Genomic DNA, 21,517 nt, shown 5'->3' with positions numbered 1-21,517 from the left:
GGTTCCTCACATCCGGAAGACGCCGTAGCCGACCGGCTCCAGGGGCGCGTGGCGGGCGGCGGACAGGGCCATGGCGAGCACGTCGCGGGTGTCGGCGGGGTCGATGACCCCGTCGTCCCACAGGCGCGCGGTGGAGTAGTACGGGCTGCCCTGCTCCTCGTACTGGTCGCGGATGGGCGCCTTGAAGGCCTCCTCGTCCTCGGCCGACCACTCCTCGCCGCGCGCCGTCATCTGGTCGCGGCGAACGGTGGACAGCACGGAGGCGGCCTGTTCCCCGCCCATCACGGAGATGCGGGCGTTGGGCCACATCCACAGGAAGCGGGGCGAGTACGCGCGACCGCACATGGAGTAGTTGCCCGCGCCGAAGGACCCGCCGATCACCACGGTGAACTTGGGGACGCGGGCGCAGGCCACGGCGGTGACCATCTTGGCGCCGTGCTTGGCGATGCCGCCCGCCTCGTAGTCGCGGCCGACCATGAACCCGGAGATGTTCTGGAGGAAGACCAGCGGGATGGAACGCCGGTCGCACAGCTCGATGAAGTGCGCGCCCTTGAGAGCGGACTCGGCGAACAGGATGCCGTTGTTGGCGACGATCCCCACCGGGTGCCCGTTGACGTGCGCGAACCCGGTGACCAGGGTGGTGCCGTACTCGGACTTGAACTCGGTGAACTCGCTGCCGTCCACGACGCGGCCGATGACCTCGCGCACGTCGTAGGGGGTGCGGGTGTCGGCGGGGACCACACCGTAGAGCTCCTCGGGGTCCAGCGCCGGAGGGCGGGGCTCGCGGGTCTCCCAGGCCGGGGGGTCCAGCGGGCCCAGGGTGTCGACGATCCGCCGCACCTTGGTGAGGGCGTCGGCGTCGTCGTCGGCGAGGTGGTCGGTGACCCCGGAGACCCGCGAGTGCAGGTCGCCGCCGCCCAGCTCCTCGGCGGTGACGACCTCGCCGGTGGCCGCCTTCACCAGGGGCGGGCCACCGAGGAAGATGGTGCCCTGCTCGCGGACGATCACCGCCTCGTCGCTCATCGCCGGGACGTACGCGCCGCCCGCCGTGCACGAGCCCAGGACCGCCGCGATCTGCGGGATGCCCGCCCGGGACATGGTGGCCTGGTTGTAGAAGATGCGGCCGAAGTGCTCGCGGTCGGGGAAGACGTCGTCCTGCATGGGCAGGAACGCGCCACCGGAGTCGGCCAGGTACACGCAGGGGAGGCGGTTGTGCAGCGCCACCTCCTGGGCGCGCAGGTGCTTCTTGACCGTCATCGGGTAGTAGCTGCCGCCCTTGACGGTGGCGTCGTTGGCCACCACCACGGTGGCCCGCCCGGCCACGCGGCCGATCCCGGCGATCATCCCGGCCCCGGGGGCGTCCTGGCCGTCCCTTCCGTAGAGGCCGTGGGCGGCCAGCGGTGCGATCTCCAGGAAGGGGGAACCCGGGTCGAGGAGGAGGTCGACCCGGTCGCGGGGGAGGAGCTTGCCGCGTTCGACGTGGCGCGCTCTGGTCTTCTCGGGGCCGCCGAGGGCCGCGGTCGCGATCCGCTCCCGCAGCTCCAGCGAGAGCGCGCGGTTCGCGGCGTCGTTGGCGGCGAACGCGGGACCGGCGGTGTCTACCGCCGAACCGAGCACAGGTGCCCTGCTCATGGTGTCCTCTCGTGGAGGGATGTTAATGCTCACTAACAGAGGTGATGTTAGTAACTACTAACATGGGTGTCCAGGGTCCGGGTGGCGCGGACCACGCGGACGGGCGGCGAGAGGCGGACGGATGGCGACGGCACCCCAGGGTCAGCGGCCCACGGGCGAGCGGAGAACGGCGATCCTGGGGGCGGCGGCCCGGCTCTTCGCCGCGCACGGCTACCGGGGCGTGACAATCGACGACCTCGGGCGCGCCGTGGGCACCACGGGGCCCGCCCTCTACCGGCACTTCCCCGGCAAGGAGGCGCTGCTCGGTGAGGTCCTCGTGGACATCAGCGAACGCCTCGCCAGCCGGGGACGCGAGCTCGTCACCGGCGCGGACGGCCCCGAGGAGGCCCTCGAGGCCCTGCTGCGCGGACACATCGAGTTCTCCCTCGGGGAACCCGACCTCATCACCGTGCACGACCGCGAACTGGTCAACCTCACCGACGACGACCGCCGCCGGGTCCGCCGCCTCCAGCGCGGCTACGTGGAGGAGTGGGTGACCGTCCTCGCCGAACTCCGCCCCGGGTCCCCGCGCGCCGACCTGCGAGCCTCGGTGCACGCCGCGTTCGGTCTGCTCAACTCCACCCCGCACAGCCGGGGCCCGCTGTCCCGGGGCGCGATGTCCGCCCTGCTGCTGAGGATGGGGTCCGCCGCCCTGCTCGCCGAGGACACCGCGCCAAAGCCGAGTTGATATCCGCAGGTACTTGGCTTGACCCTCACGTGGGTAGGCCCGCGCACGAGTCTCCCGGACCCGACATCCGGGACGCGCGCGTCCACTTCCACAAGGGGGATCGTTCATGGTCGACAAGCGACCGGAGTCCGAGCGCACCACCACCAACGCGGGAATCCCCGCACCCAGCGACGAACACTCACTGACCGTGGGCAGCGACGGCCCCATCGTCCTCCACGACGCCTACCTCGTCGAGAAGATGGCCCACTTCAACCGTGAGCGAGTGCCCGAACGGGTGGTGCACGCCAAGGGCAGCGGCGCCTACGGCACGTTCCAGGTGACCAACGACGTCAGCGAGTACACCCGCGCCGACCTCTTCCAGCCGGGGCGCCGGACCCCGATGCTCGCCCGCTTCTCCACGGTGGCCGGGGAGATGGGCAGCCCCGACACCTGGCGCGACCCGCGCGGGTTCGCGCTCAAGTTCTACACGCGCGAGGGCAACTTCGACATGGTCGGCAACAACACGCCGGTCTTCTTCGTGCGGGACCCCCAGAAGTTCCAGGACTTCATCCGCTCCCAGAAGCGCGACCCCCGCACGGGCCTGCGCGACAACACCATGCAGTGGGACTTCTGGTCGCTGTCGCCGGAGACCTCGCACCAGGTGACCTGGCTGATGGGCGACCGGGGCGTCCCGAGGACCTGGCGCAACATGGACGGGTTCAGCTCGCACACCTACCAGTGGATCAACGCCAAGGGGCAGCGGTTCTGGGTCAAGTACCACTTCCGCACCGACCAGGGCAACGACTTCCTCACCCAGGAGGAGTCGGACCGCATGGCCGGTGAGGACGCCGACCACCACCGCCGCGACCTGTTCGAGGCGATCGAACGCAGCGACCACCCGTCGTGGACGCTGAGCATGCAGATCATGCCCATCGACGAGGCGGCGGGCTACCGGTACAACCCCTTCGACCTCACCAAGGTCTGGCCCAAGGGTGACTACCCGCTGATCGAGGTCGGGCGGATGACCCTGGACCGCAACCCGGACAACCACTTCATCCACATCGAACAGGCCGCCTTCGAACCGTCCAACATGGTGCCGGGCACCGGCGCCTCACCGGACAAGATGCTGCTGGGCCGCATGTTCTCCTACCCCGACACCCACCGCTACCGGATCGGGGTCAACTACGACGAGCTCCCGCCCAACCGTCCCCACGCGCCGGTGCGCTCCTACGGCAAGGACGGGGCGATGCGCCACTACGCCCCGGATACCGGGCAGGTCTACCACCCCAACTCCTACGGCGGTCCCGACGCCGCCCGCCAGGAGGGCGTGGAGGAGGCCGGGTGGAAGGTGAAGGCCTCCGAACTCCTGCGGGAGGCCTACCGGCTGCGCGAGGACGACGACAACGTCTCCCAGCCGCGCGCGCTGATCCGCCACGTCATGGACGACGCCGCCCGTGACCGACTGGTCTCCAACATCGTGGGCCACGTGAGCGCGGTCACCGACGAGGGGATCCTCCAGCGCGCCCTGAAGTACTGGAGCGACATCGATCCCGGGATCGGCGCCCGTGTGGCCGAGGGGGTCAACCGGAGCTGAACCCTCGGGTCCCGGACGGCAGACGGAAGGGGGCGGGTGGCCACGATCACCCGCCCCCTCACGTTGGATCCGGTCCTACCTGAGGCCGACGCCGCCCACGGCGTCCTCCACCGGCTGGGCGACGTCACCGGTGGCCGGGGCCTCGGCCGGGAGCTGGCCGGTGACCTCGTCGGTGGCGACCGGGGCCTCCTCCGCGCTGACGGGAAGGTTCTCGGCGGCGACCGGAAGCTCGAGTGCGGCCAGGGCCGCGGTCGGGTCCTCCAGCTCCATGAGTGCCTGGAGCGACTTCAGGGAGTCGGCGTCGCCGAGCAGAGCGACGGCCTCCTCGTTGGCCAGGATCTCCTGGACCTGGGGGTTCGCGAGCAGGGCCTCGGCCTCGGGCGAGAGGTTCTCGGCGGAGCCGGTGGCCTCCTCCGCGGGCTGGGCGACCTCACCCACCGGCTGGGCGACCTCGTCCTTCGGGTCGGCCTGGGCCGCTCCGACGCCGGCGAAGGTCATTCCTCCGGCCAGTACAGCGGCGGTGGTGATCCTGGTGAAGGCACGCATTGAGTTCTTGCCCCTCTCTGTGACACGGGTCAGCACGTTCCGTGAGTGCATGACCACACATAGTTATCCAGTCTCGGGTGTGGGGCACCAATGGCGGGTCTGGTCGCCGTGAAGTCCCCGTATGTCTTTCGGGCCGTGTGCCAATGGCGGACAAAGTCCCCGGAACGGCTCGTGTGGGAGTGAGGGGAATCCACCCCTGCGCCCGTACATTCGGCAGCGGTGAAGTGGGTACGCCCGCGATCGACGGCCCACAGACGCGTCAGGCGTCCCGCCCCCGACCCGAAGAAGGAGCGGTGTACCTATGTCTCGGCCTCGAATCGTGGTGGTCGGCTCGGGTTTCGGTGGATTCCACACCATCCGTCACCTGGAGCGGCGCATTCCCGCAGGAGCGGCGGACATCGCGCTCGTGGCACCACACGACTACATGCTCTACAGCCCGCTGCTGCCGCAGGTGGCCTCCGGCCTGCTCACCCCGCAGTCGGTCGTCATGTCGGTGCACCGGCTCACCAAGCAGACCCGGCTCGTCCCCGGCCACGCCGTCGGGGTGGACACCCGCCACCGCACGGTGGTGGTGCGCAGGCCCACCGGTGAACTCGCACCCTGCCGTTACGACCGGCTCGTCCTCGCCCCGGGCTCCATGACCCGGGAGTTCGACATCCCAGGGCTCACCGAGCACGCCTACGGCGCCAAGACCCTCGCTGAGGCGGTGCTGCTGCGGGACCACGTCCTCTCCCAGCTGGAGCTGGCCAACGACTCGCGCGACCCGGTCGAACGGGAGGAGCGCTGCCGGTTCGTCGTGGTCGGCGGCGGCTACACCGGAGTGGAGACCGCGGCCTCGCTCATGCGACTCTGCCAGGAGGCCGCCCAGCGCTACCCAGAACTCCGCTCGGTCATCCGCTGGCACCTCGTCGACATCGCCCCGAAGGTCCTTCCCCAGCTCGGCGACCGGCTCGGTCGCAAGGCCGTCGACCTGCTCCGCAACCTCGGGATCGAGGTGAAGATGAAGGTCAGCGTCCGCGAGGTGACCGCCGACAAGGTGGTGCTCACCGACGGCAGGGCGCTCCCTTGCCGCACCCTGATCTGGACTGCGGGCATCACGCCCAGCCCGCTGATGGAGACCCTCGGCAAGCCGACCCAGGCCGGGCGCCTGGAGGTCGGCACCGACCTGGCCGTGCCCGGGCAGCCCGACGTGTTCGCGATCGGTGACGCCGCCGCGGTGCCCAACCTCTCGCACACCGACAGCGCCTACTGCCCGCCCACCGCCCAGTACGCCAGCCGGCAGGCCTCCACGGCCGCCGAGAACGTGGTGAACTCGGTGCTCGGGCGGCCGCTGAAGGAGTTCCGCCACCACGACATGGGCCTGGTCGTGGACCTGAGCGGGCGCGACGCGCTGGCCCGGATCATGCAGTTCGACCTCAGCGGCCTGCCCGCGTTGGCGGCCACGCGCGGCTACCACGTGGCCTCGGTCCCGTCCGGGACCGCGCGCGCCCGGATCGTCGCGAACTGGGGCATCCGCGCCTTCCTCGGCAGTGAGGTGTCCCGGATGGGGTTCGCTGACGACGGCCGACCGTCGTCGTTCGTGGCCAACGAGGCCGTCGACTACCTGGACGCGGGAACGTCCCGATCCGAGGGCGCCCGCCTGCTCGACAACGAACGGGAACGCTACGGCGAGGACTGATCCGCGTCGCCCCCGTCGGGGGAGGGGGCGCGGGTCCGGCGCCAACGGCGGACGACCACGAGGGCGGTGGCGCCCGCGAGGACCACGACCGCCAGGATGATGGGCCAGGTCCCCGTTCCCGACACCAGTGACTCCGCGTACCGGCGGCTGGTCGATGTCGGATCGGACAGGACCGCCGCGACGAAGACGGCGGACAGGGCGGTGGTGGTCACGGCCACCACCGTCCCGCGTGTCCCGGTCAGTCCCATGCGGCGGCGCAGCACCCCGCCGGCCTCGACGATCCGGGTGACGCGGAGCAGGCGCAGGGTTCCGGCCGTGCGCAGCAGACGCAGGAACTGGGCGGGTCCGAGCGCGAAGACCACGGCGGGCAGCGTCACCGCCGCCACGAACGTGCTCCACTTGTGGGTGCGCAGCCAGCCGAGCTTGTTCTCGGCCAGTGCGATGAGCAGGATCCACTCGGCCCACAGGACCAGCCCGGCCAGCCAGTTGACCCGGTGCCCGAGCTCGGCCCACCGGCCCTCGCCCCACATGCCGAGGAAGACCGCCGGGACGGAGACCACCGCGCAGACCAGGACCGGCAGCGCAAGGCGGCGTTCCAGCGCTTGGGCGAGCCCGTTCTCCTCGGCGGCCCGGTGGTCGGCGTCGGCTCCGTCGGAGGTCTGTTCAGGGGGGTCTTCGGGGGACATACCGGTACGTTAGCCCTGGTGCGGGGCAGGGGACGGCGGATGGCCGGGTCCGGTCGCGGCCGGCCCGTCGGTCAGGAGCGGACCAGGCGGGCGATCGCGTCGGAGGCCTCACGGACCTTCTCGTCGGCCTCGTCGCCGCCGTTGGCCACGGCGTGCGCCACGCAGTGCTTGAGGTGCTCGTCCAGCATGGACAGGGCGAAGGAGCGCAGCGCCTTGTTGACCGCGGAGGTCTGGGTGAGGATGTCGATGCAGTACTGGTCGTCCTCGACCATCCGCTGGAGACCCCGGATCTGACCCTCGATACGGCGGAGCCGGTTGATGTGGCTCTGCTTGTCGTCGCTGTAACCGTGGTTCGCCGCCATGCCACCGTCTCCGTGTTGTTCCTGCTCAGCTGCCATAACAATACCCCCTGAAGGTATTCAAGCGGGGAGCTTCGCGGTCTATTCCGCCCTTCCGGCCGTCGACCGGCGAACCATTTGTCACCAACCAGGCCGTACGAGAAGTTTCCCAGACCGCCGGGGTCGGACGCTCCGCCGTCAGCGGCCGTCGAGGGTTCGTCCTGGTTGGCGGTGCCCTGCCCCGAGTGGGGATGCGGGCCGCCGGGAGTGAGGACGGGCCGGAGGGCCTCAGCGCCCTGACGCGGTGGCCCGGCCAGCCACACCCTACGCGCCCTCCGTCCGAGCCGCCCGCCAGGCGCCCGGCCACCCGGGCGGATCCGCGGTACGAGCGGCCGAGGCTGCCCGGGGCGGCACCGGTCCCGCGGCGGTCGGTGGTCGGTGGCCCGGCGGCGGCGCCCCGATCCCGGCCCTCGTGGTCGCGCGTAAACGTTCGGTCTGACCTGGGCAATCCCGGGACCGGGCCCCTTGCCCCGGTCCCGGCGCCGCGCGGACCATAACGGTATGAGCGACAACCCCGAGCAGGACATCATGACGACCATCCGCGGCCTGATGGACGAGGAGCACGCGCTCCGCTCCACCCAGGGAGGACTCGACCCGGAGGAACGGAGCCGGATGAAGGAGGTCCAGGAGTCCCTCGACCAGTGCTGGGACCTCCTCCGTCAGCGCCGGGCCCGCAGTGAGTACGACCAGGACCCCGAGGAGGCCCGCGTCCGGCCCGTCTCCGAGGTGGAGAACTACCGGCAGTAGCCGAGCAGGGGCACGAAACCAGCGGCCCTCCACCGGCGTCACAGAAGAGTCGGTGCCGGTCCACGCACCCGGACCGGCACCGCCCCTGTCCGGCGCGCACGGAGGAATCCCTTGTTCGCTTCCCTCACCGGCCTCGGCCTCGCCTCGGCCGCCGGTCTCAACGCCTACGTCCCCCTGTTGGTGATCGGACTGCTGGCCCGCTACACCGAGATCATCCCGCTCACCCCCGCCTGGGCCTGGCTTGAGCACCCCGCCACGCTCGTGAGTCTCGGCGTGCTGCTCGTCGTCGAGTTCGTGGCCGACAAGGTGCCCGCCCTCGACAGCGTCAACGACGTGGTGCAGACCGTCATCCGGCCAACCTCGGGCGGGATCACCTTCGGCGCCGGTGCCTCGGCGGTCCAGCTCTCCGAGATCACCGAGATCTCCGGCGAGGCCTCGGGCATGGCGACCACCGCTGGCGGCGTCGCCTGGGGAGCGGTGATCGCCGGGGTCGTCATCGCCCTGCTCTTCCACCTGGCCAAGGCGCTGGCCCGCCCGGTGGTCAACACCCTCACGCTCGGCCTGGGCGCCCCGGTGGTCTCCTTCCTGGAGGACGTCGCCAGCTTCCTCACCTCGCTGATGGCGGTGCTGCTGCCCGTGCTCATCATGGTCGTGTTCCCGCTGATGGTGGTGCTCGGGGTGTGGGCGGCGCGCAAGGGCCGCAGGGCGCGGGAACAGCGCCGGGCCGAACGCGCGGCGCCACGGCACGGGACCGGTCCAGGGGCCCGCCCCCAGCCCGGTCACGGGGACCTGTACCGGCAGTGACCCCGTTCTGGCCAGCGCCGACGCGGTCGGGGTGGCGGAAAACGCATATCGGGGACGGTCCGGGGAGTCGTAAAGTGCTCCCAATGGCTGAGATGACTTCCGCGAATCCGAACACCCACCACATCGTCTGGGACTGGAACGGCACCCTCCTGGACGACAACCACGCCAACCTGGCGGCCGTCAACGCGGTGTGCGCCCAGTTCGGCCGTGATCCGGTCGAGATGGACCACTGGCGCACCGTCTTCCGCCGCCCCCTCATCCCCTGCTACGAGGAACTCCTCGGACGGAGCCTCTCCGCCACGGAGTGGGAGCGCATCGAGAAGCTCTACGACAGCAGCTACCTGGAGTACCTGCACACCTGCGAGCTGGCCGCGGGCGTCCCCGACGTCCTCCACCAGTGGGCCGGGACCGGCCGGACCCAGTCCCTGCTGTCCATGGCCACCCACGACCACCTCGTGCCGCTCATCACCGAACGCGGGTTGAACGACCACTTCACGCGGGTCGACGGGCGCAAGTTCGACACCGAGCACGACTCCAAGGCCGAACACCTCGTCCACCACCTGGAGCAGCAGGGCCTGGACCCCGCGCGCGTCGTGCTCATCGGCGACATCGACGACGACGCCCGCGCGGCCCGTGAGGCCGGGGCCCAGACCGTCCTGGTCGCCAGCGGACTCATGGCCCGCGAGCGCCTGGAGGCCACGGGCGCCCTCGTCGTGGACACCCCGACGGACGCCGTCGCCGCCGTGCGCCGACTCGGCTGAACCCGACCCCCGACGCGGTCAACGTGGCCCGCCCACCCAACGAACACACTTCGGGGGTGGGCGGGCCACGCTCGTGCTCCCCTGCGATGACCTGCGTACTTCGTGCCCGCCCCGCGCAGCCGTTAGGACGGACCGGCCCGTGGCGCCGATGATGGTGTGCTGTTAGATGTGTCTCACAGCAACACACAGCGACGCGATTGGGAAGGCCTGCAATGACGGAGAGCAGCGTGCCCCGTGTGCTCTGGGAGCCCGGTGAGGACCGGATCGAGTCCTCCAACATCGTCGCGTTCGCCCGGTGGGCCGAGCGTGAACAGGGCGTCAGGGCCTTCGGTGAGGGCGACTCCACCGCCGCCTCGGACTTCGACTACGACGCCCTGTGGCGCTGGTCGGTCACCGACGTCGACGGGTTCTGGGCGTCCGTCTGGGAGTACTTCGGCGTCCGCTCCGCCACCCCGTACGAGCGGGTCCTGGCCGACCGGAGCATGCCCGGCGCCCAGTGGTTCCCGGGCGCCACGCTCAACTACGCCGAGCACGTCTTCGAGGGACGCGACCCCGGTGAGGTCGCCGTCCGCCACGCCACCGAGCTCCGCGCGCTGGACTCCTGGACCTGGGGCGAGCTGCGCGAGCGCACCGCCGCGATCGCCGCCGGGCTCCGTGAACTCGGGGTGGGCAGGGGCGACCGGGTGGCCGCCTACCTGCCCAACCTGCCCGAGACCGCCGCCGCGTTCTACGCCGTGGCCTCCCTCGGCGCGATCTGGTCCTCCTGCTCGCCCGACTTCGGCGTGCGCAGCGTGATCGACCGCTTCGCCCAGATCGAACCCAAGGTCCTGCTCGCCGTCGACGGCTACCGGTACGCGGGCAAGGACTTCGACCGGCGCCCGGTGGTGGAGGAGCTGCGCGACGCGCTGCCCACGGTCGAGCACACCGTCCTCCTCGACTACCTGACCCCCGGGGCCGCCCTCGACGGCACCCTGCCCTGGGACCGGCTGACCGAGAGCGGCGCGGGTGTCGAGCTCACCTTCACCCCCGTCCCGTTCGACCACCCCCTGTGGGTCCTGTACTCCTCGGGGACCACCGGCCTGCCCAAGGCGATCGTCCAGGGCCACGGCGGCATCCTCCTGGAACAGCTCAAGAACCTGAACCTGCACCTGGACGCCCAGTCACACGACCGGGTCCTGTGGTTCACCACCACCGGCTGGATGATGTGGAACTTCCTGGTCAGCGTGCTCCTGACCAGGGCCTCCATCGTGCTCTACGACGGCAGCCCCGCCCACCCGGCACCGTCCGCGGACGACGCCCGGGAGCGGACCGCGGGCCCCGCCTCTCCGGACCTGGGCTCCCTGTGGGACCTGGCCGCCGAAGCGGGGGTGACGGTCTTCGGTACCAGCGCGGGCTACCTGTCCTCCTGCATGAAGGAGGGCGTGCACCCCACCCGGGGCCGCGACCTGTCCGCGCTCAAGGCGATCGGCTCCACCGGCTCCCCGCTCAGCCCCGAGGCGTTCACCTGGGTCTACGAGGAGTTCGGCGACGACCTGTGGCTCTTCTCCACCAGCGGCGGCACCGACATCTGCAGCTGCCTGGTGGGCGGGACTCCCACCCTCCCCGTGTACGAGGGCGAGATCCAGTCGCGTGGCCTGGGCATGGCCGTGGCCTCCTGGGACCCGGACGGCAACGAACTCGTCGGCGAGGTCGGGGAGCTCGTGGTCACCGAACCAGCCCCGTCCATGCCGGTGTTCCTCTGGGGCGACACCGACGGCGAGAGGCTCAGGGACAGCTACTTCTCCGTCTACCCGGGCATCTGGCGGCACGGTGACTGGATCGAGATCACCGACCGGGGCACCGCGATCATCTACGGACGCTCGGACTCCACCATCAACCGGGGCGGCGTCCGCATGGGCACCAGCGAGATCTACCGCGCCGTTCTGGCCCTGGACGACGTGGTGGACGCCCTGGTCGTGGACGTGCCCCGACAGGACGGGTCCTCCCGCATCGAGCTGTTCACGGTGCTGCGCGAGGGCGCGGACCTGGAGGGCGACCTGCCCAGGGAGATCGCCCGCCGGATCCGGACGGACTGCTCGCCCCGGCACGTGCCCGACCGTGTCCGCGTGATCGCGTCGGTGCCACGCACACTGTCCGGCAAGGTGCTGGAGGTGCCGGTCAAGCGCATCCTCATGGGGGAGGACCCCAGGAAGGTGGCCAGCCGGGACTCGCTGTCCAACCCGGAGGCGCTGGACCACTTCAGTGAGCTGGTCGACGACTGAGCCCGCGGGCGGCGCCCGGCGCCGCTCGGACCGGGCCCGGAGGAACACCGTCTCTCCGGGCCCGGCCAGGGGGGTCCGTGGCCGGGAACGGCCTTCGCTCGCCCACGGACAGAGCCGGGCGTAGCCTGACAACGTGCCACAGAACCCATCCGACCGCTCCCCGTCCGCCACCACGCCCTCCTCGGACCGGCGCCGCATCGACGGCATCGACGCCGCTCGGGCGCTCGCGGTCTTCGGGATGTTCGCCGTCCACCTCGGGGTCGTCTCCTTCGGCCTGCTGCCCGAGGAACAGGGGTGGGAGTTGCACAGCCTCGTGCGCGGCAACTCCTCGGCCCTCTTCGCCTTCCTCGCCGGGGTCTCCCTGGCCCTGATGACCGGACGCACCCGACCCGTCGGGGGCGACCCGCTGCGCCAGGCGGTCGTGCGCATCCTGGCCCGCGCCCTGCTGATCGGACTGCTCGGGTTCATCCTGGACGCGTTCGCCGTGCCGGTGGCGATCATCCTCACCTACTACGCCGGGTTCTTCGTGCTGGCCCTGCCGCTGCTGCGGGCGCGGGCGGCCCTGTTGTGGGTGTCGGCCGCCGCCCTGGCGCTGTTCGGCCCGGTGGTGTCCTTCCTGCTGCGTGCGGAGTACTTCCCCGGGGGCGTGCGCACGGGAGCGCTCACCTCGTTCACCGAGTTCCTCCTCACCGGCTACTACCCGGCTGTCACCTTCATGGCGTTCGTGATCGCGGGTATGGCGGTGGGCCGCACGGATCTCACCTCCACCGTGGTGCGGGTCCGAATGGCGGTCGGCGGCGCGGTCATGGCGGCCTCGGGCTACCTGGGCTCCTGGCTCCTGCTGTACCCGCTGGGCGGCCTTGACCGGCTGACCGAGGCGGAGAACCCCTTCCTCGACGGCCGCCCGCTGAGCTCCCTCGATCCGCAGTACGCCGAGGACCTGCGCTACGCCACGATGGACCACGCCCACAGCATCAGCGGCCAGGTGCCCACCGACTCCTGGTGGTGGCTGGCGGTGAACACCCCGCACACGGGCACCACCTTCGAGATCCTGGAGGCGGTGGGGCAGGCCCTGGTCGTGCTGGTCGTGTGCATGTTGCTCGCCGAGCGCCTGCCGCGTCCCCTGTACCCGCTGACGTCCGTGGGCCGGATGCCCCTGACCGTCTACTCGGGGCACATCCTGGTCCTCGCGGTGATCGTGGCCCTGCACCCGGAGGGCTCCGCGAGCGGCCCCTGGTACCTGGAGCTGTTCATCCTCGGGGCGCTGGTCTTCGCGAGCCTGTGGCGATGGGGCGTGGGCCGGGGACCGCTGGAGACCGGCCTGGGCTCCTTCGCGGACGCCGCCGTCAGCTTCGTGGAGGGCGGCCGGTCCGACGGCGGGGGGTTCGGCGGCCAGGGCCGCGGCCCTGGAGCGGCACCGCGAGCGGACTGACGGGGCTGACCGGCGGACCGCCGCGGGCGCGGTCCCGGATCAGCGCCGGTCCTCCGGCCTGGTGATGTGGGCGGAGGTGCGGTCCTGGTGCGCCAGGGTGTCCGTGGTGGTGCGCGTGTTCTGCCGGATCAGGCGGCGGGCGTCGTCCGCGGCCGAGCGCGCCACCGCGGGGCTGGCCACGGGCCGCGCCGACAGTTCGGTGTCCTCGGGCAGGCCGATGTCCATGGGCAGTCCGGCCCGACTGATCACCCGCAGCTGCGACGACTCCTGCGACTGGGAGGGTCGGATGTCGCCGTCCGGGGTCTTCCACGCCGACAACCGGTGCGTGAACCAGGCGGCGCCCCGGTAGTCCGGGCCGCTCTCCCAGTCCACACCGTCCGGGCGGTGGGCCAGCGCGTGCTGGAGGTCGGCCAGGGTCCACCCGGCAGAGAAGAACCGGGCACTCTCGTTCCTGAGGGCGGCGAAGTCCACCCCGCGCAGGGAGGTGTCCTCCCGGCGCAGCAGCTCGCAGGCCTCGTGCACCGCGTGCGGGGTGTGCCGGGGCCGGTGCAGGGGGTCGGCCTCCGGTCTGCGCAACAGGGAGTCGTCGATGGTCACGATCACCTCGCCCCGGCGGTTGTCCCAGATGCTCACGTCCTCGCGGGCCCACCCCTGCGACTCGGCCAACGCGGTGGCCATTCTGCGCAGGTCGACCTGCCTGTCGTCACTGCTGATCCGGAACTCCGCCATGCCTCCAGGGTAGTCGCGCGCGCCGACGGGGACGGCCGGGGAAGGGCCCGGTCTCCCCGCTCAGTGGAGTGCTCCGGTCTAGACCGTGAGCCGAACGGGCCTGCCGTCGCGCACGGCCAAAACGTCGTTTTTCGGGCTTTTCGCGCCCATGGTTGGAGAAAAGGACGACCTCAGGTGCCCTCCATCCTTGGAGCCTTCTCCAACCTTGGGGGCGCGCACCCGTCGGGGACTGACGGCGGAGCGGCCCGGGGTTATGGTGACTGCCTGACGGCGGGGGACACCCACCCCGCGTCGAGTGAGCCCACTTGACCTGACGAGCTGTAGGTGCCCGTGCCCCACACCGCATCCGTGCCCGAGGCGACGACCAACCGCGCGCTCCGGGCCTATCTGCACGGCTTCCCGGGGGTCGACGAGGTCGGCGCCCGAGCCCGCGCCCAGGACCTGTCCACCCGGTCCATCAAGACCACCGCCAAGGCCCACGCCATCGACCTGGCCGTCTCCATGGTGGACCTGACCACCCTGGAGGGCGCCGACACGCCCGGCAAGGTTCGGGCCCTGTGCGCCAAGGCCGCCCTGCCCGACCCGACCGACCGCACCGTGCCCCACGTGGGCGCCGTCTGCGTCTACCCGGACATGGTCGCCGTCGCGGTGGAGGCGCTGCGCGGCACCGGGATCGGTGTCGCCTCGGTCGCCACCGCCTTCCCCGCCGGACGCGCCCCCCTGGACGTCAAGCTGGCCGACACCCGGCGAGCGGTCGCCGACGGCGCCAGCGAGATCGACATGGTCATCGACCGAGGGGCCTTCCTCTCCGGCGACTACCTGAAGGTGCACGAGGAGATCGTCGCGGTCAAGGAGGCCTGCGGCGACGCCCACCTGAAGGTCATCCTGGAGACCGGCGAACTGGTCACCTACGACAACGTCCGCCGCGCCTCCCACCTGGCCATGCGCGCGGGCGGGGACTTCGTCAAGACCTCCACCGGCAAGGTGTCGCCCGCCGCGACCCTCCCGGTCACGCTGGTCATGCTGGAGGCTGTGCGCGACCACCACGCCGCCACCGGCCGACGCGTCGGCGTCAAGCCCGCGGGCGGCATCCGCAACACCAAGGACGCGTTCCGCAACCTGGTCCTGGTCAACGAGACCGCCGGACCCGCGTGGCTGACCCCCGACCTGTTCCGGATCGGCGCCTCCAGCCTCCTGAACGACCTGCTCATGCAGCGCACCAGGCTGTCCACCGGCACCTACCCGGGCCCCGACTACTACACGCAGGACTGAGCCGTGATCTTCGAGTACGCGCCCGCACCGGAGTCCCGCTCCGTCGTCAGCCTGCGCGAGACCTACGACCTGTTCGTCGACGGCGAGTTCACCCCGGCCCTGAGCGGTGAGTACCTCGCCACGCTCAACCCGGCCGACGAGGAGGAGCTGGCCCGGGTGGCCGTGGCCGGGGAGGCCGACGTCGACCGCGCCGAGGCCGCCGCCCGCCGCGCCCACGACACCGTGTGGGGCCGCATGAGCGGCGCCGAACGAGGCAAGTACCTGTTCCGCATCGCCCGGATCATCCAGGAACGCTCACGCGAGCTGGCCGTCCTGGAGACGATGGACAACGGCAAGCCGATCAAGGAGACCCGCGACGTCGACCTCCCGCTGGTCGCCGCGCACTTCTTCTACTACGCCGGTTGGGCCGACAAGCTCGCCCACGCCGGGCTGGGCCCCGACCCCCGCCCCCTCGGCGTGGCGGCCCAGGTCATCCCGTGGAACTTTCCGCTCCTCATGCTCGCGTGGAAGGTCGCCCCGGCCCTGGCCACCGGCAACACCGTGGTGCTCAAGCCCGCCGAGACCACCCCGCTCAGCGCGCTGGCCTTCGCGGAGATCTGCCAGGAGGCGGACCTGCCCCCGGGTGTGGTCAACATCCTGACCGGCGCCGGGGACACCGGACGTGCCCTGGTCGAGCACCCGGGCACCGACAAGGTCGCCTTCACCGGGTCGACCGAGGTCGGCCGCCGGATCGCCCGCGCCGTGGCCGGAACCGACAAGCGCGTCACCCTGGAGCTGGGTGGCAAGGGCGCCAACATCGTCTACGACGACGCCGCGATCGACCAGGCCGTGGAGGGCGTGGTCACCGGCATCTTCTTCAACCAGGGCCACGTGTGCTGCGCCGGATCGCGTCTGCTCCTCCAGGAGTCGGTCGCGGACGAGTTCCTGCCCCGCCTGAAGGAGCGCATCGCCAAACTCCGGCTCGGCGACCCGCTGGACAAGAACACCGACATCGGGGCCATCAACTCCGCCGCGCAGCTGGAGCGGGTCCGCGAGCTCACGGCCACCGCCGACGAGGAGAACGTCGAGCGCTGGTCCCCCGCCTGCGACCTGCCCGAGCGCGGCTACTGGTTCGCGCCCACCGTGCTCACCGGAGTCAGCCAGGCGCACCGGGTGGCCCGCGAGGAGATCTTCGGTCCGGTGCTGTCCGTCCTGACCTTCCGCACCCCGGAGGAGGCCGTGGCCAAGGCCAACAACACCCCCTACGGGCTTTCGGCCGGTGTGTGGACCGAGAAGGGCTCCCGCATGCTCTGGACCGCCGAGCGCCTGCGCGCCGGGGTGATCTGGTCCAACACGTTCAACAAGTTCGACCCGACCAGCCCCTTCGGCGGCTACAAGGAGTCGGGATACGGCCGCGAGGGCGGCCGCCACGGTTTGGAGGCCTACCTTGGCTGAGCGTCGCGGCAAGAAGAAGAGCACCGGCGACGGGTCGCAGACCCCCGTCCCGGCCCGGCTCGCGGTCCGCAAGACCTACAAGCTCTACCTGGGCGGGGCCTTCCCCCGCTCGGAGTCCGGCAGGAGTTACCCCGTGACCTCAGCCGACGGCACCCACCTGGCCAACGCCTCCCTGGCCTCCCGCAAGGACGCGCGCGACGCCGTCGTCGCGGGCCGCAAGGCCTTCGGCGGCTGGTCCGGGCGCACCGCGTACAACCGGGGCCAGATCCTGTACCGGGTCGCCGAGGTCATGGAGGGGCGCCGTGAGCAGTTCGCCGCGCGCCTCGTGGAGGCGAGCGGCGTGACCCGGGCCGACGCCGACCGCGCCGTGTCCGCCGCCGTTGACCGCTGGGTCTACTACGCGGGCTGGACCGACAAGTTCGCCCAGGTGCTCGGCGGTGCCAACCCCGTCTCCGGGCCCTTCTACAACCACTCCGCGCCCGAACCCACCGGTGTGGTCGCGGTGTTCGCGCCCCAGGACGCCCCGCTGCTCGGGCTGACCTCGGTGATCGCCCCGGTGATCGCCACCGGCAACACCGCCGTGGTGGTCACCTCCGAGGCCGCGCCGCTGGCCGGGATCGAGCTGGCCGAGGTACTGGCCACCTCGGACCTGCCCGGGGGCGTGGTCAACCTGCTCACCGGGAAGGCGGGGGAGATCGGCCCGCACCTGGCCTCGCACGCCGACGTCAACGCCCTGGACCTCGCCGGGGCCGGGGAGCACGCGGTGGAGTTCGAGCGGGCCGCGGCGACCACCCTCACCCGGGTGCTGCGCCCCGGACCGGAGGCCGTCGGCGGGGAGGACGCCTGGCTCGGCGCCGACCCCGGGACCTCCCGGTTGACACCTTTCCTGGAGACCAAGACGGTCTGGCATCCGGTCGGGGTGTAAGACTGACGGTCCGGCCCGCCCCCACCTTCCGGGGGCGGGAACGGCCCGACAGCCGAGTGGAGGAACGGTGTCAGCGAACACCCCCGAGCAGGCCGAGCCCCGAACCACCGAGTCACGCGCGCCCGAACCGGTGCGCGTCCCCGGGCTGCGCCTCGTGCGCCTGGACCGCACCACCCCCGAGGTGGCCCTGCTGCGCGAGGTCCTGCCCCGCCAGCGGGTCGCCCCCGACCAGCGCCGTTTCATCGACGAGGCGGTGCACACCCTGCCCCGCGCCGACGACGACCCCGCGCGCCACCCCTTCGCGGTCGTCCTCAACGACGGGCCCCTGACCGACCGGAGCGCCGTCCTGGAGGCCTGTGTCGGCTTCGGCGTCGTGGACCGGGTTGGACAGCTCCGCGCACTGGTCGACGACCCGGAGGCCGCCGTGCAGCTGCGCGCCTTCTACATCGCCCTCGAACACCAGGGGAAGGGCATCGGCCGCGCCGCCTGCTCCGCCCCGCTGCTCGACCTCCTGGTGGCGGCGATCGCCCCCGGGGCCACACAGATCGTGCTGTGCGTCAACGACGGCAACGACATGGGTGAACGCACCTACCGTTCGGCCGGGTTCACCCCCAACGGCCGCCGCCACGATGCGGGCGAGCACGGCATGCAGAGCGTGCTGACCCGGCCGGTCGAGACCGGGTCCCACCCCGTACCGCAGCTACCGGAACAGCGATGACGCGCTGGCGGGGGTCGCGTAGGAGGGCGGCGGGGCGCTGGGACACCTCCCAGGTCCGCCTGGTGCGGCTGGACTCGGGGACGGCCGAGGCAGCCCTGCTCCGGGGCGCAGCTCTCGAACACGACCTGCCGCCGGAGCAGCTGCGCTTCACCGGGCTGCCAGCACGGACCCTGCCCGACGCCGACGGCGACCCCGAACGCTTCCCGTACGCGATCGTCGCCCTGGAGGGGTCGCTGACCGGCCCCGACGGGGCGCGGGCCGCCTGCGCGGGGTTCGGTGTGCTGGACCGGCTCCTGCGGTCGGAGCTGGTCGACGCGCCGGAGCGGGCGGTACTGCTGCGCGCCTACTACGTCACGCCACAATGGCAGGGCCTGGGCGTCGGCCGGGCCTCGTGCTCCGCACCCCTGCTGGACGGACTGGCCCACGAGGTCGCTCCGCGCGCCGAGGAGATCGTGCTCTGCGTCAACCGGGCCAACCAACCGGCGCAACGCGTCTACAAGGCTTCCGGCTTCGACTTCACCGGCACGGTCGTCCCAGGAAGCGCGGGCCCCCAGGAAGTGATGTCCCGCCCCCTGGAGACCGGAACCCACCCCGCACCGCACCAGCGGTACCGACGAACGGAGAAACCCCAGTGACTCGCACACCCCAGGCCGCCGCCGAGGAGGCCGCGACCGAGCTGCGTTCACGCACCGGTGTGGACAGCTACGACGTGGCCCTGGTGATGGGGTCCGGCTGGGCGCCCGCCGCCGACCTGCTCGGCGACTCCAAGCACGAGTTCGCCACCTCCGAGCTGCCCGGGTTCCTGCCCCCGGCTGTGGAGGGGCACAGCGGCACCCTGCGGAGCATCGTGGACGGCGACCGCCACGTGCTCGCCTTCCTCGGCCGCACCCACCTGTACGAGGGCCACGGCACCGACGCGGTCGTGCACAACGTCCGGACCGCCGTCGCGGCCGGCGCGCGGACCATCGTGCTCACCAACGCGGCGGGCGGCATCAACACCGACTACGCCGTGGGCTCCCCGGTCCTCATCGCCGACCACCTGAACATGACCGCGCGCTCCCCGCTGACCGGCGCGACCTTCGTGGACCTCACCGAGACCTACACCCCGGAGCTGCGCGCCCTGGCCCGCGAGGTCGACCCCGACCTTCCCGAGGGCGTGTACGCGGCCATGCCCGGCCCGCACTTCGAGACCCCCGCCGAGATCCGCATGCTCCGCGCCATGGGAGCCGACCTGGTCGGCATGTCCACGGTCCTGGAGGCCATCGCCGCCCGGGAGGCCGGGGCCCGTGTGCTGGGCCTGTCCCTGGTCACCAACATCGCCGCCGGTCTGGAGGGAGCCAACCTCGACCACGAGGACGTCCTCGCCACCGGTCGCGATTCCGCCGCGACCGTCGGCCGCCTGCTCGCGGACATCGTCAAGAGGTTCTAGGCGGGCCCGCGCCTCGCCTCGGCCCGGTGCCCTGTGCCCCGCTTCGCCTCGGCCCCGACCGCTCATCCAGACAGGAGATTCCCATGATCGACTCCGCGCTCCTCGTCGAGGCCAGGGACTGGCTCGACCAGGACCCCGACCCCGCGACCCGGGGGGAACTGGGCGCGCTCCTGGCCCGCGTCGAGGTCGGCGACGGGGAGGCCCTGGCCGACCTCAACGACCGGTTCGCGGCGCGGCTGGAGTTCGGCACGGCGGGGCTGCGCGGTGAGCTGGGGGCCGGGCCCAACCGGATGAACCGTGTGGTGGTCATGCGCGCGGCGGCGGGGATCGCCGCGTGGCTCGGTACGCGGCGCCGACACGTGGTGATCGGCTACGACGCCCGCCACCGCTCGGCCGACTTTGCCCGGGACAGCGCCGCCGTCCTCACCGGGGCCGGGCACCGGGTGTCCCTGCTGCCCGGCCCGCTGCCCACGCCCGTGCTGGCCCACACCCTGCGGCGGATGGGCGCGGACGCCGGGATCGTGGTCACCGCCAGCCACAACCCGCCCCAGGACAACGGGTACAAGGTGTACGTGGGCGGGTCCGGTGACGACGCGGGCAGCCAGATCGTCTCACCGGTGGACGCCGAGATCTCCGCGGCCATCGACGAGGTGGGGCCGGTCGGCGCGCTGCCGCTGGGCCAGGACTGGGAGGTGCTGGGCGCCGACGCGGTCTCGGAGTACCTGGACGCGGTGGCCGCGCTGGTCCCCGCCGGGCCCCGGGAGCTCTCCGTGGTCTACACGCCCCTGCACGGAGTGGGCGGCCGGGTGCTGCTGGAGGCGGTGGGCAGGGCCGGGTTCGCGGCGCCCGAGGTGGTGGCCGAGCAGTTCGAACCGGACCCCGACTTCCCGACCGTCGCCTTCCCCAACCCGGAGGAACCCGGGGCGATGGACCTGGCCCTGGCGGCGGGAGAGGCCCACGGGGCCGACCTGGTGGTGGCCAACGACCCCGACGCCGACCGGCTGGCCCTGGCGGTGCCCGGGTACGGCCTCCTCACCGGGAACGAGGTGGGCGGACTGCTCGCCGAGTACGTGCTCGACCACACGAGTGGCACGGACCGGGTGGTGGCCACCTCGATCGTCTCCTCCAGCCTGCTCGCCGCGATCGCCCGGGACCGGGGCGTGCACTACGAGGAGACCCTGACCGGGTTCAAGTGGCTGGCGCGCGCGGGCGCGCCCGGCCAACGCAGGGTGTTCTCCTACGAGGAAGCTCTGGGCTACTGCGTGGGCGGGGACGGTGGCCGACCGGTGGCCGACAAGGACGGAGTCAGCGCGGCGCTCGTGGCGCTGGCGCTGGCGGCCGACGCGAGGAGCCGGGGCCGTACGCTGGTCGACCTCCTGGACGACCAGGCCCGGCGGTACGGCCTGCACCTGAGCGACCAGCTGTCGGTCCGGGTGCGGGACATCTCGGAGATCACCGCGGCGATGCGGCGGTTGCGCGCCGAACCGCCCGCCGCGTTCGGCCCCCTGAAGGTGTCGGGGGTCGTGGACTTCGTCGACGGGCATGAGGGTCTGCCGCCGACGGACGCCGTGCGGTTCGAGCTCGAAGGCGGGACGCGTGGGCGGGTGACGCTGCGTCCCTCGGGGACCGAGCCCAAACTGAAGGCCTACGCCGAGGTGGTGTCGGGGGTCGACGGCGACATCGCTGCCAGCCGCGCGCGCGGCTCGGAACTGCTCTCCGAGCTGATGACGGCGGTCGCCGGGGTGGTCAGGGGATGATCCTTGGG

Annotated in this window: 20 protein-coding genes; 15 read left to right on the top strand and 5 right to left on the bottom strand. The window is 71.9% G+C overall.

What is annotated here, in order from left to right; translation table 11 throughout:
- Positions 1-6: 6 nt before the first annotated feature.
- Positions 7-1,632 carry a carboxyl transferase domain-containing protein gene (locus tag ADX84_RS03265; protein WP_247665771.1) on the bottom strand — a complete coding sequence of 542 codons (1,626 nt, stop codon included), beginning with the start codon at positions 1,630-1,632 and terminating at the stop codon, positions 7-9.
- Positions 1,633-1,753: 121 nt separating this feature from the next.
- Here ADX84_RS03265 and ADX84_RS03260 point away from each other — a divergent pair, with 121 nt between their 5' ends.
- Together ADX84_RS03260 and ADX84_RS03255 are read left to right on the top strand one after the other, a co-directional pair.
- On the top strand, positions 1,754-2,359 hold the full coding sequence (locus ADX84_RS03260) for a TetR/AcrR family transcriptional regulator (RefSeq protein WP_049567217.1): 606 nt from the start codon (positions 1,754-1,756) through the stop codon (positions 2,357-2,359).
- 106 nt (positions 2,360-2,465) lie between these two features.
- Positions 2,466-3,932: a catalase gene (locus ADX84_RS03255; RefSeq protein ID WP_049567214.1), complete on the top strand. Its 1,467-nt coding sequence runs from the start codon at positions 2,466-2,468 to the stop codon at positions 3,930-3,932.
- 75 nt (positions 3,933-4,007) lie between these two features.
- On the opposite strand, the gene ADX84_RS03250 is transcribed toward ADX84_RS03255, so the two are convergent.
- On the bottom strand, positions 4,008-4,478 hold the full coding sequence (locus ADX84_RS03250; RefSeq protein ID WP_049567210.1) for a hypothetical protein: 471 nt from the start codon (positions 4,476-4,478) through the stop codon (positions 4,008-4,010).
- Positions 4,479-4,779: 301 nt separating this feature from the next.
- Between ADX84_RS03250 and ADX84_RS03245 the strand changes: the two genes are divergently transcribed.
- Positions 4,780-6,156, top strand: coding sequence for an NAD(P)/FAD-dependent oxidoreductase (locus ADX84_RS03245; protein ID WP_040694821.1), 1,377 nt, complete (start codon positions 4,780-4,782; stop codon positions 6,154-6,156).
- Here ADX84_RS03245 and ADX84_RS03240 read toward each other — a convergent pair.
- Positions 6,141-6,842 (bottom strand): hypothetical protein, encoded by a 702-nt coding sequence (locus ADX84_RS03240; protein WP_049567207.1) that lies wholly within the window; start codon positions 6,840-6,842, stop codon positions 6,141-6,143. The two genes, ADX84_RS03245 and ADX84_RS03240, sit on opposite strands and share 16 nt — an antisense overlap.
- Positions 6,843-6,913: 71 nt before the next feature.
- Positions 6,914-7,204, bottom strand: a complete 291-nt coding sequence (locus ADX84_RS03235) for a metal-sensitive transcriptional regulator (protein WP_017546773.1) — start codon at positions 7,202-7,204, stop codon at positions 6,914-6,916.
- Positions 7,205-7,741: 537 nt separating this feature from the next.
- Here ADX84_RS03235 and ADX84_RS03230 point away from each other — a divergent pair.
- The 5 genes from ADX84_RS03230 (at position 7,742) to ADX84_RS03210 (ending at position 13,245) form a co-directional block, all read left to right on the top strand.
- Positions 7,742-7,987 carry a DUF2630 family protein gene (locus tag ADX84_RS03230; protein WP_049567204.1) on the top strand — a complete coding sequence of 82 codons (246 nt, stop codon included), beginning with the start codon at positions 7,742-7,744 and terminating at the stop codon, positions 7,985-7,987.
- Between the two features lie 111 nt (positions 7,988-8,098).
- Entirely contained in the window at positions 8,099-8,791 is a 693-nt protein-coding gene (locus ADX84_RS03225) for a DUF4126 domain-containing protein (protein ID WP_049567199.1), read from the top strand.
- An 83-nt stretch (positions 8,792-8,874) separates the two neighbouring features.
- Positions 8,875-9,552 (top strand): HAD family hydrolase, encoded by a 678-nt coding sequence (locus ADX84_RS03220; protein ID WP_049567195.1) that lies wholly within the window; start codon positions 8,875-8,877, stop codon positions 9,550-9,552.
- A 212-nt stretch (positions 9,553-9,764) separates the two neighbouring features.
- Positions 9,765-11,813, top strand: a complete 2,049-nt coding sequence (locus ADX84_RS03215; protein WP_049567190.1) for an acetoacetate--CoA ligase — start codon at positions 9,765-9,767, stop codon at positions 11,811-11,813.
- 133 nt (positions 11,814-11,946) lie between these two features.
- Complete coding sequence (locus ADX84_RS03210; protein ID WP_049567188.1) at positions 11,947-13,245, top strand: heparan-alpha-glucosaminide N-acetyltransferase domain-containing protein; 1,299 nt, start codon at positions 11,947-11,949, stop codon at positions 13,243-13,245.
- 39 nt (positions 13,246-13,284) lie between these two features.
- Here the strand turns inward: ADX84_RS03210 and ADX84_RS03205 are convergent, their stop codons facing one another.
- Positions 13,285-13,974 carry a hypothetical protein gene (locus ADX84_RS03205; RefSeq protein ID WP_049567185.1) on the bottom strand — a complete coding sequence of 230 codons (690 nt, stop codon included), beginning with the start codon at positions 13,972-13,974 and terminating at the stop codon, positions 13,285-13,287.
- A 324-nt stretch (positions 13,975-14,298) separates the two neighbouring features.
- Here ADX84_RS03205 and deoC point away from each other — a divergent pair, with 324 nt between their 5' ends.
- The 7 genes from deoC (at position 14,299) to ADX84_RS03170 (ending at position 21,509) form a co-directional block, all read left to right on the top strand.
- Positions 14,299-15,246, top strand: coding sequence for a deoxyribose-phosphate aldolase (gene deoC / locus ADX84_RS03200; protein WP_049567182.1), 948 nt, complete (start codon positions 14,299-14,301; stop codon positions 15,244-15,246).
- A 3-nt stretch (positions 15,247-15,249) separates the two neighbouring features.
- Positions 15,250-16,680, top strand: coding sequence for an aldehyde dehydrogenase family protein (locus ADX84_RS03195; protein ID WP_049567179.1), 1,431 nt, complete (start codon positions 15,250-15,252; stop codon positions 16,678-16,680).
- Positions 16,673-17,605, top strand: a complete 933-nt coding sequence (locus tag ADX84_RS03190; RefSeq protein ID WP_049567176.1) for an aldehyde dehydrogenase — start codon at positions 16,673-16,675, stop codon at positions 17,603-17,605. Before ADX84_RS03195 ends, ADX84_RS03190 begins: the two co-directional genes overlap by 8 nt.
- A 67-nt stretch (positions 17,606-17,672) precedes the next feature.
- Positions 17,673-18,323, top strand: a complete 651-nt coding sequence (locus tag ADX84_RS03185; protein ID WP_049567173.1) for a GNAT family N-acetyltransferase — start codon at positions 17,673-17,675, stop codon at positions 18,321-18,323.
- Complete coding sequence (locus ADX84_RS03180) at positions 18,320-18,958, top strand: GNAT family N-acetyltransferase (protein WP_049567170.1); 639 nt, start codon at positions 18,320-18,322, stop codon at positions 18,956-18,958. Before ADX84_RS03185 ends, ADX84_RS03180 begins: the two co-directional genes overlap by 4 nt.
- Positions 18,955-19,752, top strand: a complete 798-nt coding sequence (locus ADX84_RS03175) for a purine-nucleoside phosphorylase (protein ID WP_049567167.1) — start codon at positions 18,955-18,957, stop codon at positions 19,750-19,752. Before ADX84_RS03180 ends, ADX84_RS03175 begins: the two co-directional genes overlap by 4 nt.
- 83 nt (positions 19,753-19,835) lie before the next feature.
- Positions 19,836-21,509: a phospho-sugar mutase gene (locus tag ADX84_RS03170; RefSeq protein WP_049567164.1), complete on the top strand. Its 1,674-nt coding sequence runs from the start codon at positions 19,836-19,838 to the stop codon at positions 21,507-21,509.
- Positions 21,510-21,517 lie beyond the last annotated feature (8 nt).

The sequence above is a fragment of the Nocardiopsis sp. SBT366 genome (genome assembly GCF_001083815.1).
Lineage (GTDB): Bacteria > Actinomycetota > Actinomycetes > Streptosporangiales > Streptosporangiaceae > Nocardiopsis > Nocardiopsis prasina.
The sequence above is the reverse complement of the archived record's forward strand: the minus strand, read 5'-3'. Positions and strand labels throughout refer to the sequence as shown.